Annotated in this window: 12 protein-coding genes; 7 read left to right on the forward strand and 5 right to left on the reverse strand. The window is 72.5% G+C overall.

Annotated elements, in window-relative coordinates; translation table 11 throughout:
• Nucleotides 1-3 precede the first annotated feature (3 nt).
• The 3 genes from EV190_RS07030 to EV190_RS07040 all read right to left on the reverse strand — a co-directional run bounded on the left by EV190_RS07030 (nucleotide 4) and on the right by EV190_RS07040 (nucleotide 5,115).
• A complete protein-coding gene (locus EV190_RS07030) occupies nucleotides 4-1,482 on the reverse strand; it encodes a nitronate monooxygenase (RefSeq protein ID WP_133740645.1) in 1,479 nt (492 codons plus the stop codon).
• Between the two features lie 574 nt (nucleotides 1,483-2,056).
• Nucleotides 2,057-2,803 (reverse strand): hypothetical protein, encoded by a 747-nt coding sequence (locus tag EV190_RS07035; protein ID WP_133740646.1) that lies wholly within the window; start codon nucleotides 2,801-2,803, stop codon nucleotides 2,057-2,059.
• Between the two features lie 233 nt (nucleotides 2,804-3,036).
• On the reverse strand, nucleotides 3,037-5,115 hold the full coding sequence (locus EV190_RS07040; RefSeq protein WP_133740647.1) for a hypothetical protein: 2,079 nt from the start codon (nucleotides 5,113-5,115) through the stop codon (nucleotides 3,037-3,039).
• 288 nt (nucleotides 5,116-5,403) lie between these two features.
• Here EV190_RS07040 and EV190_RS07045 point away from each other — a divergent pair, with 288 nt between their 5' ends.
• The 7 genes from EV190_RS07045 to EV190_RS07075 all read left to right on the forward strand — a co-directional run bounded on the left by EV190_RS07045 (nucleotide 5,404) and on the right by EV190_RS07075 (nucleotide 11,986).
• Nucleotides 5,404-6,660, forward strand: coding sequence for an ATP-binding protein (locus EV190_RS07045; RefSeq protein WP_243742411.1), 1,257 nt, complete (start codon nucleotides 5,404-5,406; stop codon nucleotides 6,658-6,660).
• Entirely contained in the window at nucleotides 6,657-8,054 is a 1,398-nt protein-coding gene (locus tag EV190_RS07050) for a tetratricopeptide repeat protein (protein ID WP_133740649.1), read from the forward strand. The genes EV190_RS07045 and EV190_RS07050 overlap by 4 nt, the downstream gene beginning before the upstream one ends.
• 535 nt (nucleotides 8,055-8,589) lie before the next feature.
• Complete coding sequence (locus EV190_RS07055) at nucleotides 8,590-9,048, forward strand: hypothetical protein (protein ID WP_133740650.1); 459 nt, start codon at nucleotides 8,590-8,592, stop codon at nucleotides 9,046-9,048.
• Nucleotides 9,049-9,091: 43 nt separating this feature from the next.
• A complete protein-coding gene (locus EV190_RS07060) occupies nucleotides 9,092-10,288 on the forward strand; it encodes a TIGR04053 family radical SAM/SPASM domain-containing protein (protein ID WP_133740651.1) in 1,197 nt (398 codons plus the stop codon).
• Between the two features lie 115 nt (nucleotides 10,289-10,403).
• Nucleotides 10,404-10,643, forward strand: coding sequence for a hypothetical protein (locus EV190_RS07065; RefSeq protein ID WP_133740652.1), 240 nt, complete (start codon nucleotides 10,404-10,406; stop codon nucleotides 10,641-10,643).
• Nucleotides 10,643-11,236 (forward strand): DUF6879 family protein, encoded by a 594-nt coding sequence (locus EV190_RS07070; protein WP_133740653.1) that lies wholly within the window; start codon nucleotides 10,643-10,645, stop codon nucleotides 11,234-11,236. The genes EV190_RS07065 and EV190_RS07070 overlap by 1 nt, the downstream gene beginning before the upstream one ends.
• Nucleotides 11,237-11,284: 48 nt before the next feature.
• Nucleotides 11,285-11,986: a DUF6082 family protein gene (locus tag EV190_RS07075; protein WP_208113083.1), complete on the forward strand. Its 702-nt coding sequence runs from the start codon at nucleotides 11,285-11,287 to the stop codon at nucleotides 11,984-11,986.
• 265 nt (nucleotides 11,987-12,251) lie between these two features.
• Here the strand turns inward: EV190_RS07075 and EV190_RS07080 are convergent, their stop codons facing one another.
• The gene (locus EV190_RS07080) at nucleotides 12,252-12,767 is read right to left on the reverse strand and encodes a hypothetical protein (protein WP_133740654.1); all 516 of its coding nucleotides are present in this window, start codon (nucleotides 12,765-12,767) and stop codon (nucleotides 12,252-12,254) included.
• A 307-nt stretch (nucleotides 12,768-13,074) separates the two neighbouring features.
• Entirely contained in the window at nucleotides 13,075-13,554 is a 480-nt protein-coding gene (locus EV190_RS07085) for a hypothetical protein (RefSeq protein ID WP_133740655.1), read from the reverse strand.
• Nucleotides 13,555-13,558 lie beyond the last annotated feature (4 nt).

Raw genomic sequence — 13,558 nt, forward strand, 5'->3', positions numbered from 1 at the left:
GGCTCAGCCGCCGCCCTCCCCGCCCAGGATGCGGGCCAGCACGTCGGCCGCCGAGTGGCCGCCGGGGTGACGCTCCTGGAGGTCGCGCAGGAAGTCCAGGTCCTGGCCCAGGGTGACCAGCGGGGCCTCGACGTAGCCGTCGGGGCGGTGCTGGCCCAGGCCGATGGTGGCCAGCAGGCCGTTGCACAGGCAGCGCCGGCCCTCGGTCTCCTCGACGGCGCCGCCCTTGCGCACGTAGTCGTCGACGGGTTCGGAGGGGCACCGGTACCCCACCGCCCCGTCGTCCTTGAGGTAGGGCGTGCGCAGGTAGCTGAGGTCGCACAGGCGCGGCCGCGCGGCCGCCACGCGCTCGTCGGCCACCGTCCCGGGCAGTTGCGCGACCTTGAACGGGAAGCCGGTGGGGGAGGCGCGGGGGTCGTTGCGGACCTCCAGGACCTCCTCCGCCGCGTCGTCGAGCAGTCGCTGCTTCAGATCGGGGGAGAGCCCCGACTCCGCGCACAGCGCGAACGCCGTGCCCACCTGGACGCCCGCCGCGCCCGCGGCCCGGGCCCGGGTGAACCCGTCGTGGTCCGCGCGGCCGCCCGCCAGCCAGAACGGCAGGCCCAGCGCGGAGACCTTGGCCAGGTCCACCTCGTCGCGGGGGCCGTACACCGGCTCGCCGGCCTCGTCCAGCTGGAGCCTGCCGCGCGGCGGCGCGCTGTGCCCGCCCGCGACCGGCCCCTCGATGACGAAGCCGTCGGGGCGCGTGGCGGGGGAGCGGTTCAGGTACAGGGCCAGGGCGGTGGCGGAGACGATCGCCAGGAACTTCGGCCTGCGCGGCGGCGCGAGCCCGGGAGCGACGTCCCCGGGGTCGACGCCGATGCTGTGGCGCTGCCCGGAGGCGGCGCCCTCGACGGTGACCGAGACGCGGCCGGGCCGGTTCTCGGCGAGCGCGTCCAGCAGCGCGGGGATCTCCGAGGGGATGCCCGCGCCCATCAGGACGTAGTCGACACCGGCGAGCATCGCCCCGTACACGGCGGCGGGGGTGGCCAGCTGGATCTTCTCCAGGTAGTTGATCCCCACGACGCCGTCGTGGCCCTCCTTGGCGAGCGAGACCTCCACGAAGTTGCCCAGGACCGTCAGCTCGGTGCGGTGCCTGTTGTCGCGGAGCCCCAGCCGGGGGACCGGGCGGTAGGAGCGGCCCTCGGGAAGGCCGCCCGGCACGAAGTAGCGGTCCAGGAGCCGTTCGGCGATCTCGGGGACCGGGAAGCGGGCCACGGCCCGGCGCATCGCCCCGTCAGGGTCACCCTGCTGCAACCGCCGGGCCAGGAGCAGGTCCAGCGCGACTCCCGAGACGACCCCGAGCTGGCCGGCCCGCGCCACGGCGTTGGCGAGCCGGTGCCCGGACACCCCCACTCCCATACCCCCCTGGATCACCATGGGCGGCTCGTTCGCGGCCTCTCCTGGTGATCGGTCGCCGGTCGGTCCCACTGTGACGGTCATCCCAGCCCTTCTCGTCGTCGGGAGATACGCGCCCTGCTGGGGCGGTTCTCCAGTCGACAGTAGAACAGGTTCCGGAGAACCGGGGCCAAAGGGTGCGAAAGCGGGACCGAAGGTCCCGAAGGGGGCGACGAACCCCGGCCGTCGGCGGGAGGCCCCGCCCCGGCCGAGGGCGGAGGGGCGGCCGGGCGGCCCTCCGCGTCCGACCGGGCGGAGACCTCGCGTCAGCGGACGGTGGAGTCTCCCGCGGGGGCGGTCCGGGCTCTGTCGGGCCGGGGTCCGCTCGGGGCCTGCCACGGCGGGCGGCGACGGCGGGTGCCGGTCGGGGCCGCGCCCACGGTGCCCGTCTCGCGCGGTTCCTGTTGATGGTCTTGCTGTTTTCCCCCTGAGATCAAGGATCTCGGAGGAAGCGGCAGGATCACCGGACAGGGGCCTGGGGGACCGCGAACCGGGGCTCTCCGCGCGGCCCCGGCCCCCGCTCGTCGCCGCGCCGCACACGAGGACACCCCGACGATCCGGCCGGCGGAGTCCCGACACCGAACCACCCCCGCGCCGGAGGTTCCCCGGGGGTACCGACCTAGGAGACCAGGCCCTTGGGGAGGACCTCCTCGCGCAGGGCGCGCAGGACGTCCCAGGAGTCGCCGACGTGGCCGTAGTGGCCGGTGCGCCGGCGCACCTCCGCGCGGATGGCCTCCACCACGGAGGCGCTCTGCACGGCCTCGGCGAGAGGACCGCCCTTCAACGCCTCGCGCCACTTGCGCAGGTGCTCCAGGCGTCCCTGCTCGACGGCCTCCTTGCTCAGGTGGAACAGGGCGTCCGCCTTGGCCGCGGGGTCGCCCTCGCCGAGCAGGTCGACGTCCAGGATCAGCTCGGGGGCCGCGTCGCCGGACTCCAGGTGGTACGCCTGCCACACCCCGCCGTTGGTGAGCAGCAGCCACTCGACCTTCTCCTGGGCCGCGCTCGCCCGGGCCGGACGCAGATTCCGGGAACCGAGATTCTGCCCGCTGCGCTTGACTTCGAGGAAGGCGAAGACCGAATCCCCGATTTTCAGACCGTAGTCGACGGATTCGCCCTTGGTCTGGTATTCGGTCGTAAGGTCGTCGTATTTGCTGTAGCCGAGTCCGTCGCCGAGGAAATCGGTGACCAGGATACGGGTGTCGCCCTCGTTCGCGTCCCGGGACAGCAGGTCATTGAGGGGTTTGGTGAAACTCTCGATGGCCGAGGCCAGTCGGCTCCGCGTGTCCGCCTCCCATTGGGGGACGGCGTCCTCGGGGGCGGAGAACTCTCCGGTCCAGGTCAATACCTGGGTCTCTTCCGGGTCCATTTCTTTTTCTATTCCATTCCATGCGATGTCGGCTCGCTCATGCGCCCCCCAATAAGGAATGCGCCGTCGAATCGAAACGATAACTCCCGGGGGACGCCTCTGGCAAAGCATCCCGGGCCCCGGATCGGTCCTGCCGACCACCGGCCGGTGCCGCCCGCCCTCGCGGCCGTGGGAGGGCGCGGACCAGGACCATTCCTACCGGATGGGCCCTCCGCCGCGGTGGGCGGGCCGCTTCAGACCTCCACCCCGTAGCGCAGCCGCACCAGGTGGGCGAGGTCGCCGGCCAGGTGCGGATCGGACCGGGTCAGCCGCCGGTACGCCGTCGAGGCGCGTCCCAGGCGCACCAGGTCGTCCCGCTCCAGCCAGGGCTCGGGGCGCGGCCGCGGGACCGCCGACAGGTCGAGGGGGAGGTCGTGCGCCCGTTCCAGGAGGTCGTCGAGGCAGCCGCTGACCGCGTCGCGCACGTCGCCGGACAGGGTCAGCGCCTGGCCCTGGACGACCAGGGTCCGGCTCCGCTCCCGCCGGGTCGCCGGGTCGCCGTCCGCGTCGACCGCCGAGACCGCGACGTCCACCTGGTAGTTGCCGTCCTCCGGGCGGTTGCGCAGCACCAGCAGGCCGTCGTCGCGGACCACGAAGTCCAGGGAGACGCGGACGCCGTCCCGCACCGTCGGCCGGACGCCGCCCTCGTACCGCTGGACCCGCGCGGTCCCGACGACCGTGCCGCGCGCGTCCGGTTCGCCGATGGCGGGGACCCGGACCGGCCGGCCCGCGACCGTCCAGGACAGAGCGGGGTCGTCGCCGGTCGGACCGGTCCCGCCGCCGTACCCGCGCGGTTCGACGCCCAGCGCCTGCTCCAGGGTGACCGCGTCGACCCAGAAGGCCGAGTCCATGCCCTGGGGGAAGCAGGGGGCCGTGATCCGGTCCCGGCCTCCGTAGAGCCGCTCGCGCCGGACCTCGCGCATCGAGGGGACGCCCAGCGGCAGCAGGTCGCGGAAGGAGGACCGCACCGGGGGGCCGACCACCACGTCGACCCACGAGTGGTCGGGGGCGGCGTCGACGACCCGCAGGTACGGCGACGCGCCGTCGTGCCAGTCGGCGCTCAGCGGGCCGGGCACGGGGACGCGCGCCCGGAAGTGCAGCTGGACGCCGTCCGACCGCAGGCGCCCCTCCCCGGTGTCCGCGCCCTCCCCCCGCGCGCACGCCGGGAGCGAGCTGTCGTACCCGGGGACCCGCCGCCCCTCCCGGTCGCGCGGCGGGACGCAGGAGGAGGTGTCCCTGAGCTGGTGGACCACGACGGCGGGGCAGGCCCGCGCGCGGTGGGCCGGGTCGGTGACCAGGGAGCGGTCCCACCCCCGCCGCGGGCGGTACTCGACGTAGTAGGTGTCGCGGGGGTCCACCGGCGGGCCCGCTTCGCCGGGGCCGAGCGTCGCCGGGGGGCCGCTCCCCTCCAGCACGACGAGCTTGGCGCGCCCGGGGGTCCGGTCGCCCGCGGGGTGGAGCCGGAAGGGGCGCGGGGCGCCGCCGGTCCACTCCTCGTGGGCCAGGCGCCGGACGCAGCGGTCCTCCGCCGGCGCGCCCGGCCAGACCACGTGTACCGTGGCCAGCGCGGGGGCGGCGCCCGGGGAGGTGAACGTGCTGCCCGGCCAGTCGACGTGCACGGGGTTGCGCTCCAGCCACGCGGAGTCGTGCTCGGCGAAGACCCGGCCGGTGACGCAGAACGGGTCGCCGTACTCGCGGGTGAGGTCGAAGGGCGGGTCGAACCAGCCCCACGCCGGGGTCCGCACGCCCCAGGTGTGCGGGAAGCCCAGGGCGTGCCCGATCTCGTGGGCGAAGGTGAAGTGGTCGGCGCCGATGGGCACGATCGCGGCCGTGCCGACGGCCCCGCCGGTGAACGGGGCCACCTCGCGCCCCCCGAACCGCAGGCGTCCTTGGCGCACGACCACGACGAAGGCCGTGAACGCCTGCGTGTCCACGCCGCGCGCGCGGGCCGCGGCGAGCGCGGCGGCGAGCATCCTGCCGCGGCTCAGGCGCCACTCCGGGTCGCCGCGCCCGTCCCGGGGCGAGTCCGCGTCGACGACGTCCGCGACGTCGATCCCGAGCACCGGGGAGAGCCGCGACCCGCGCAGGTCCAGGTGGCCCAGGCTCGCGTCCCGCCAGAACCGCAGGAGGCTCCGCCGCCCCTGGGGGCCCACCACCTCCTGGTACACGCTCCCGAGAGGCCGGTCCGGGGTCCGCGCGCCGTTCACGACGGCGCCGGCGACGGGGTCCCCGAGGTCGCAGCGGAGAACGAGGACGGGAATTCGCTTCGGCATGTCGTGCCCCCTCGCGGAGCCGCGTCCCGGGCCGGACCGTCCGCCGGCGGCCCCGTCTGTTCGCAGAATACGACCCGGGGCGCCGGCCCGCCCTCATGGCCAGGGAAAATCTCCACCCCCGAGGGCGCCGCCGGACTCGCCCCGGCCCCGGTCGTCATGCCGGCCGACCCGCCCGCGACCCCCGTCGACGCTCCGGGGCCCGCGGTCTCGGGGCCGGAGGAACGCGGACGGCGGAGCCGGGATCATAGAGGGCGACGCGGCCTTGGAACGGGGCAGAGGACAGAGGGAGTGATCGTGGACGTCAGCCCGGCACTGATCAACGGTCTGAGGACGGCTGTCGCGGCGGCGCCGCAGGACATCGCGCTGCGGCTGCACCTGGCGGAGCTCCTCGTCTCCCGAGGCGACATCGGGGCGGCGATCGCCGAGATCGGACAGGCGCTGCACCTCGAACCGGAATCCGGGCAGGCACGGGCCCTGATGGCGCGGGCGCTGGCCCCCGCCCCGGTGGCCGGCACCGACAGGGGCGCGCCCGCCTCCGGCCCCGGCCCGCGCGGCCCGGACGACGGGGGCGCGCCCCCCTCCGGTTTCGACTGGGAGGCGGCCGAGGGGGAGGTCGAGCACATCGTCGAGCCCCGCTACGTCACCAGCACGCCGGAGAAGGCGGGGCGCGACGGCTACGAGGCGGAGCGCCCGCGTGTGACCCTGGCCGACGTCGGCGGAATGGAGCAGGTCAAGCAGCGCCTGAACGCGGCCTTCCTCGCTCCCGTGCGCAACCCCGGGCTGCGGAAGCTCTACGGGAAGAGCCTCAAGGGCGGACTGCTGCTCTACGGGCCGCCCGGCTGCGGCAAGACGTTCCTGGCCCGTGCCCTGGCCGGGGAGCTGGGGGCGGACTTCGTCTCCGTGGGGATCTCCGACGTGCTGGACATGTACGTGGGGCAGTCCGAGCGCAACGTCAGCGCCCTGTTCGAGCAGGCCAGGCGGAGGGCGCCGTGCGTGCTCTTCATCGACGAGCTCGACGCTCTGGGCCGCCGCCGGAACGGCGGGAACCCCTCCCACTCCACCGTCCACCAGCTCCTGACCGAGCTGGACAACGTCGACACCGACAACGAGGGGGTGTTCGTGCTCGGGGCGACCAACCAGCCCTGGGACGTCGACCCCGCGCTGCGCCGCCCCGGGCGCTTCGACCGGACCGTCCTGGTGACCCCGCCCGACGCCTCGGCGCGCGAGGCGATCCTGCGCTCGGACCTGGAGGGGAGGCCCATCGAAGGCATCGACACGGGTGCGCTGGCGGCCGCCACGGACGGCTTCTCGGGAGCGGACATGGTGCACCTGTGCGAGTCGGCGGCCGAACGGGCGCTGCTGGACTCGGTGGACAGGGGCAGGGCGCGGATGATCGGCATGGGCGACTTCGAGGAGGCGCTGACCGAGGTGCGCTCCTCGACCGGGCCGTGGCTGGAGGCGGCGCGGGGGGTGGCGATGTTCGCCAACGAGGGCGGCGCCTACGACGACCTGGTGGCCTACCTCGACAAGGGCGGTGGGCGGTGAGCGGCCCGGTCGCCGGGGAGCGGCGGAACCGGCAGGTCCGCGTCAGAGCGCTGTTCGACATGGGCCGCTACGAGCAGTGCGAGCAGGAGGCCCTGCGGATCCTGGCCTCGGAGCCCGACGACCAGTGGGCGCTGCTCATGCTCAGCCGGACGCGGAACAGGCGCGGCGACGGCGGCGGGTCGATGGAGGCGGCCGAGCGGCTGCTCGCCCTCCACCCCGGTTTCCCGGCCGGGCTGGCCTGGTACGCGGCGCTCGTCGCCGACGTCGAGGGGCACTACTCGCGGGCGCTGTCGTACGCGCGGCACGCCGTCCGACTGTCCCCGGACGGCGAGTTCGAACTGTGCGTCCTGGCCGTGGTCGCCGTCGAGCTTCGGGGCTGCGCGGATGAGGCCCGGACGGCGGCGCGGCGGGCCCTCCGGATCGCCCCCGACGACCCCGCCTGCCACGAGGCGCTCAGGAGGGTCCACGGCGTTCTGGGCGAGTGGGAGCAGGCGCTGGAGCCCGCCCGCGCGGCGGCGGCGCTCCGGCCCGGGGATGCCGGGCACTGGTTCCGGCTCGGCGAGGTGCTGATGTACCTGGGCCGCCATACCGAGGCCGAGGAGGCGTTCCTGGCCACGCTGCGCCAGCGTCCTTTGCCCGGGCAGCTGACCAGGATGGTCGGGGTGCTGCTGGGGGCGGGGGCTCCCGAGCCGCTGCGCGGCCTCCTGACGCGGGTGTGCGCGGCGCTGGGCAGGCCCGACCCCACCGTCCCGCACGCGGCGGGGACGGACCCCGGGCTCGTGCGGTGGCAGCTGGACGCCGTCGCGGACCTGGGCGCCTCTGACCTCGTCCCCCCGATCGTCGCCGCCCTGTACGAGGACAACCCCGGCCATCCGGGGGTCCGCGCCAGGCAGGCGGAGGCGCTCCTGGAACGGGGAGAGTGCGAGCAGGCGTGGGAAACGGCCGGGGGGCTGGTCTGCGAGGGGCGCGCCGACGCCGACGGGTACGCCGTCGCGGCGCTGGCGCTGCACGACCTGGAGCGCCACGAGGAGGCGGCGGGGATCGCGCGCGAGGGCGCTCGGCGCTTCGAGGGAGGGGACTGGAACTTCCACTACGTGGAGGCGCTGGCCCTGTCCGCGCTGCGGGACCACGACGGGGTCCTGGAGGCCACGGCCCGTGCGCTGGAGGAGCACCCGGCGCACCCCGACACGCTCGTCCTGCGCGGCAGCACCCAGCTGCTCCGCGACGCCCGCGAGGCCGTCCCCACACTCCGCGCCGCCGTCGCCGCCGATCCGGAGTCGGGCGAGGCCCGGATCTGGCTCGCCAAGGGCCTGGAGCTGACCGGCGCGGCCGGGGAGGCGGCGGCCGAGCACGCGGAGGGCGAACGCCTCCTGGGACGCCCGGTGCCGAGGTGAGGCGCGGAAAAGCCCGTGGCGGCCCGGATCCGCCGCCCGGAGTGTGAGCCGGACCCACCCCGACCCCGAGGTCGCGTCGGCCGCCCGAAGCGCGCTGTCCCGGATCTGGGAGTCTCCGGCGCGGGGTGTTTCGGGCTCTGTCGGGGCGGGGTCCGCTCCGGGCCTGTGACGGCGGGCGGCGACGGCGGGCGGGGCTGGAGGTCCGCGCGTGACCGCCGGGTGTCCCTGACGCGGTGGTTCGAGGGCTGGTTCCGCCCTCGCTCGAATGATCTTGGGCTTTCCGCCCTCCAAGGCCCCGAAACGGGCAGAAGGCTCAAGACCATCAACGGAAGCCTCCTGCAACGGTCATCGTGGGCGCGGCCTCGACCCGCCCCCACCGTCGCCGCGCGGTTCCGGAGCGCCGGCGTCACGATCATCGAGCAGGGCCGGCGGGGACCTTCGGCGCGGGGGTGGTGACGAGTGGCCCCACGCGGGCGGGGGCGGCGGGGTGGATGGTGGTCACGGCAGTCCGGCCCGAAGCGGATGGAGCGCACCCATGCCCCTCAGTCAGCTCGCGAGTATCCTGCTCACCGCCGTCGGCGCCGCCATGCTGGCCGCCGGGCCGGTCATGGTGGTGCGGGGGGTGCTCGGCAGGAGGGAGATCCGGGCCGAGCTGGCGGAGCAGAGGATCACCTTCCCCGAGAAGGAGGGCCTGCCCGCGGGGCGGCCGGTGACGACCGGGATCCAGGCCAAGGCGTTCGCGGACGTGATCAAGGGCAACCTCGCCAAGGCCACGGGCGGGCGCGCCTACTCGGAGATCAGCGCCGAGATCACGGCCGGGAACAGGGACGAGGCGCTCGCCCGGCTCCGCCAGACCGCCTTCACCGGCGAGACGCTGCGGGCCTCCCTCATGTCCGCCTACCAGGCGTGGCTCCTCACCACGCTGGTGACGGCCCTGGGTGCCCTCCTCGCCGCCCTGGGCGCGGCCCTCGTCGTCCTGGGGCAGGCGCTCTGACAGCGGCGCGACCCGCAGGACACCCGGCGACCACGAGACGGACATGAGACACATACGCGCACCCCGCCACGGCTCCTCGGAGCGCCCGTTCATCGTGATCTGGGAGGCGACGCGGGCGTGCCCGCTGGCCTGCCGGCACTGCCGCGCCGAGGCGGTGCCGGACCGGGACCCGGGCGAGCTCACCACGGCCGAGGCGCGCGGCCTCATGGACCAGGTGGCGGCGTTCGGCTCGCCGCCGCCCCTGTTCGTCATCACCGGCGGCGACCCCTTCCAGCGTCCCGACCTGTACGAACTGGTCCGGTACGGGGCCGGGGCCGGCCTGCCGGTGGCGGTCTCGCCCTCGGGCACCCCGACGCTGACCGCCGGGAACCTGGCCCGGCTGAAGGACGCGGGGGCCAAGGCCGTCTCGCTGAGCCTGGACGGTTCGACGAGGGAGGTCCACGACGACTTCCGGGCCACCCGGGGCGTCTACGACTGGACCCTGGACGCCTGGCGCGCCGCCCGCGAGACGGGGTTGAAGGTCCAGGTCAACACGACCGTGACCGGGCACAACATCACGGACCTGCCCGAGGTCGTGCGTGTCGTGAGCGAACTGGGGGCGACCACCTGGAGCGCCTTCCTGCTCGTGCCCACCGGTCGGGGACGCCTGCTGCCCGGCCTCGACGCGCGACAGGTCGAGGACGTCCTCAACTTCGTCTACGACGCGGGCGCGTTCGTCCCCTCCCGCACGACCGAGGCGCACCACTTCCGCCGCGTCGCCGTCCAGCGCGGCGTCCTGGAGCGGCGCGGCGCCGACCACGTCGAGGCCCTCGGACTGGGCCCGCTGTACGAGCGCCTGCGGGAGCGGCTGTCCGGACTGGGCCTGCCCCGGCGGAGGGCCCGGCGCCCGCCCATGGACGTCAACGCGGCCCGGGGCTTCGTCTTCGTCTCCCACCGGGGGGCCGTCCACCCGAGCGGCTTCCTGCCGGTCGCGGCGGGCGACGTGCGCCGCGACCCGCTGCCCGACATCTACCGGTCGTCCCCGCTGTTCACCGGCCTGCGCGACCCCGACCGCCTGACGGGGCGCTGCGGCGCCTGCGAGTTCCGGACCGTCTGCGGCGGCTCCCGCTCCCGCGCCTTCGCCACCTCGGGCGACCCCCACGCCGAGGACCCCTGGTGCGCCTACGAGCCGGGCTCCTTCCCCTACCAGGACGACCTCGCGGAGCTCGGGATCCCGGCCGGAACCCGCGTCCCGGGGTGATCCGCTCCCGAGACGGCCATCTGACTCTGGCCCCGCCGGGGATGTCCGCGACGGGGAGGCGTCTGTAGCGTCGGGCACCGGAACACCGGAGACCAGACCTGGAGGGCAGTCCGGTATGAGAGCGGTTCGGCGTCTGGGGAGGACACCAGCGGAACTGGGCAATACCACGGGTGTCAGCGGTTCCCCCGATATCCTGGAGCTCGATGACGGCGGTTTCGCGGTCATCGGGGTGGACGTGACCGACGAGATCGGCAGGACGCCGCTGGGCGACGCGCGATGCGCGCCGAACGAGCGGATCGTGCGCATTCCCCGCAACACCCTCATCGCGGCCCGAGAAGACATCCCGGAGGTCTAGTGCAACCGCCTTCCTGGGCCGTGGAGGACGCGGTCCGCCTTGATCTGGACGGGTTCGGAACGGAGTTCTCCCGGGCCTGGTCCCGACTGGAGTCCAGATTCCTCAAGGTGGAGGCGTGGCAGTCCTACCGGGAGAGCGCGGACAACGAGTCCCAGCAGGCCTTCGAGCGAGGGGACGTGAAGCGCGCCCACGAACTCCTGCGATACGAGGCCGAGGCGGACCGCCCCCTCTACGAGGACGTCCAGGAGCGCGGGATCGACTTCGCCCGGATCCGGATCGTCCAACCGCCTCTGACCGACTACCTTCGGTACGAGATGGTCGGCTACCGGATCCGCTCGGAGATGGGAGAGAGCATCGAGGTCGTCCCGGCCTCCTCGGAACGTGTCCTTCCCGACGGGGACCATTTCGACTTCCTGCTCTTCGACCGGGACACGGCACTGGTGCACGACTACGGGAGGGGGCCGACGGGTGTCCAGACGGGCGGATGGCTTGTCAGGGAGAGCGCGGTCCTGCGCCGCCTGGAGGCGCGGGCGCTGGAACTGCGCGCCAAGGCCGAACCCCTCGCCCGTTTCCTCGCGGCCGTCCGACCCTGAGCGGAACGGCCCTGGAACCGCTCGGCCGCGATCGGTAACCTGCGTGCGATGAGACAGCGATGGGTGCGTCCGGTCTTCACCGCTTCGATGGTCCTGCTCGGGGTCGGAGCGGTCACCGCGAGTCTCGCTGTCCCGGTGCTCCTGCTGTGGCGCACCGACGACAGGACGCTCGACCGCTGGTCCCAGATCGGGCAGGCCGTCTCGCCCGTGGGGGTCTTCTTCTCGGGGGTCGCCTTCCTCGGGATCGCGCTGACCCTCTTCCTGCAGCGGCGCGACCTGCGCAACCAGCAGGTGCAGTTGGACATCGCCATCGAGGACCAGCGCCGGAGCAGCGAGATCTCACTGCGGCAGATCCACACCGACCTCGTGAAGATGGCCATCGACGACGAGGAACTCCTCCGAGTCTGGCCCGAGATCAGCCCGGGGACGAGTGAGACGCGCAGGGACCACTACTGCAACCTCGTCCTCAATCTCCAGAAGGTGGCGTACGAGACGAGGACGATCGAACTCGACGAGCTGCGCGGCGCGCTCCGCCATCTCATGACCAGCCGCGATATTCACTCCTTCTGGGCCAAGGCGCGTGAGGCCCGCGCCGCGGTGACGGCCGGGGACGAGGCCGAGGACTTCTTCACCGCCGAGGTCGACGCGGCCTTCGCCGGGGCAAGACCTCCCCGGCCCCAGGCACTGGCGGCCGTCCTGACGGACGCGGTGGGCCGGTGGCGGCGCGAGCGCCGGTCCCGGCGGGGATAGCGGAGCGGGAACGCCCTGAAATCCGAAAGACGGTGAGCGGCGTCGTGCCGTCGACATCTCCGCCCTGTTCGCTCTCCTCTCCGGACCCTGCGGCGCAGCCGGTCGGGCGTGTGCTCGTCCTCGTGAGGAGAACCTGGGGGCGAGAACGGGATCCCGTCCAGGCGGAGCCGTGAGCCCCGGTCCATCGTCACGGCTGTAGCCGGTCTTGTGGCGACTCGGCCTCGTGGCCGCCTACCGCCGGACTCTCCCTGTCCCTTGAGGCTCTTCAGGCTCCTTGCTCGAGGTCCATTGCGTCCAGCTTCTTCGGGTCCATGGGGGAGAGCGGCTTCGGAGTCAGGTACCTTTCTTTATTCCATTTCGGTATCCCGGTGACTCCGACTTCTATGTACCCGGCCCCTTCCATGCTGAACGAGTTCCCGCGTTCGTACATGAGGATCAACGGGTCGAACGGACTCGGCAGGTTCGGGAGTGGGCCCTCTGACTCCCTCAAGGCTTCAAAATGCAAGGCCCAGGTGCATGTGCGGATCACCATGTGGAAAATCAGGGGAGGGAAGCGGTCTTCTATAGTGCGCACCAGTCTCGGGTCGGCTCGAACTGTTGGATCAATTCTCCGTGCAAAATCATCAAAAGGCCAGACTGCGCCGATCCCGTCCGACCATAGGGCGGAGCGTCGTAGGTATTCGCTCATCAACCCCGCCTGAGAGGCTCTTCGCCCCTGACGTTCCTCCCAGTCGAGAGCCAGAAGCCGGTTTGCGAGATGCTCGGTCGAACCGTTTGGCATGGGGATTCCTTGACGGGTGTGGTGGGTCGGGAAAAAGATCGTCAGGATTCTGCCGGGCGACGTGAGGCGAGTATCGAAACAGAATTAATCTATCGTGATCCGCCTGTGCTCCAATCAAGAAAGAATTTCCGAGGACCCTTGGGTACTCGATGCTCATCGGCGTGGCGGCTGGGGCATCGCGGAGGGCGGCGAGTTTCACCGTGGCGCATTAAGACCCCCTCCGTGAGCCTTATCTTCGGAACCGTTCGCCGGGTACGGAGGAGAATCATCCCCGGTGCTGAGGACTGGACAACGAGTAGCGCAGCCACTATTCGTTCTTCTCCTCCTGGAGCTTGCGGCGCAGCCAGTCGGGGATGTGCTCGTCGTCCCGGGGGAAGTACTGGAGGTCCAGTTTGCGGCTTCCGGCTACTGGAGGGATTGTGAAATCCGGCTCGGTCCCGTAATCGATGCTGTACTTCCCTGGGCGTGTGGCGATGTGATGGTCGGTAAGCCAGGTCCCCTTCCCTTGGCTGTACATTCCGTTGCGTAGTTCTCTCATCTTTTTTGAAACGTCCATGGAGGGGCGTGTGCGATCTCTGGAGTCGCCGGGTCGGACTACTCCGAACTTCACGTTGGCGGTATCGACGAGGGCGTCGCATTGGAAATGTACCTTCTTCCATTCGTCAGGGGAGGCGCTGGCGAGAGAGATGCCGATTTCTTGCAAGACGACTTCCTGTTCAGTAACTGGCATTGGGATTCGGTTTCTCGTTTCCACTTCCTTCTGTGCATCCTGGGCAAAAATGCTCAACGAA

The organism is Actinorugispora endophytica (assembly GCF_004363075.1).
Taxonomy (GTDB): Bacteria; Actinomycetota; Actinomycetes; order Streptosporangiales; family Streptosporangiaceae; genus Actinorugispora; species Actinorugispora endophytica.

Excerpts from the sequence above, each read along its gene's own strand:
- EV190_RS07030 (WP_133740645.1), bottom strand. The coding sequence starts at position 1,482 with ATGACCGTCACAGTGGGACCGACCGGCGACCGATCACCAGGAGAGGCC.
- EV190_RS07035 (WP_133740646.1), bottom strand. The coding sequence starts at position 2,803 with ATGGACCCGGAAGAGACCCAGGTATTGACCTGGACCGGAGAGTTCTCC.
- EV190_RS07040 (WP_133740647.1), bottom strand. The coding sequence starts at position 5,115 with ATGCCGAAGCGAATTCCCGTCCTCGTTCTCCGCTGCGACCTCGGGGAC.
- EV190_RS07055 (WP_133740650.1), top strand. The coding sequence starts at position 8,590 with ATGCCCCTCAGTCAGCTCGCGAGTATCCTGCTCACCGCCGTCGGCGCC.
- EV190_RS07060 (WP_133740651.1), top strand. The coding sequence starts at position 9,092 with ATGAGACACATACGCGCACCCCGCCACGGCTCCTCGGAGCGCCCGTTC.
- EV190_RS07065 (WP_133740652.1), top strand. The coding sequence starts at position 10,404 with ATGAGAGCGGTTCGGCGTCTGGGGAGGACACCAGCGGAACTGGGCAAT.
- EV190_RS07075 (WP_208113083.1), top strand. The coding sequence starts at position 11,285 with ATGAGACAGCGATGGGTGCGTCCGGTCTTCACCGCTTCGATGGTCCTG.
- EV190_RS07080 (WP_133740654.1), bottom strand. The coding sequence starts at position 12,767 with ATGCCAAACGGTTCGACCGAGCATCTCGCAAACCGGCTTCTGGCTCTC.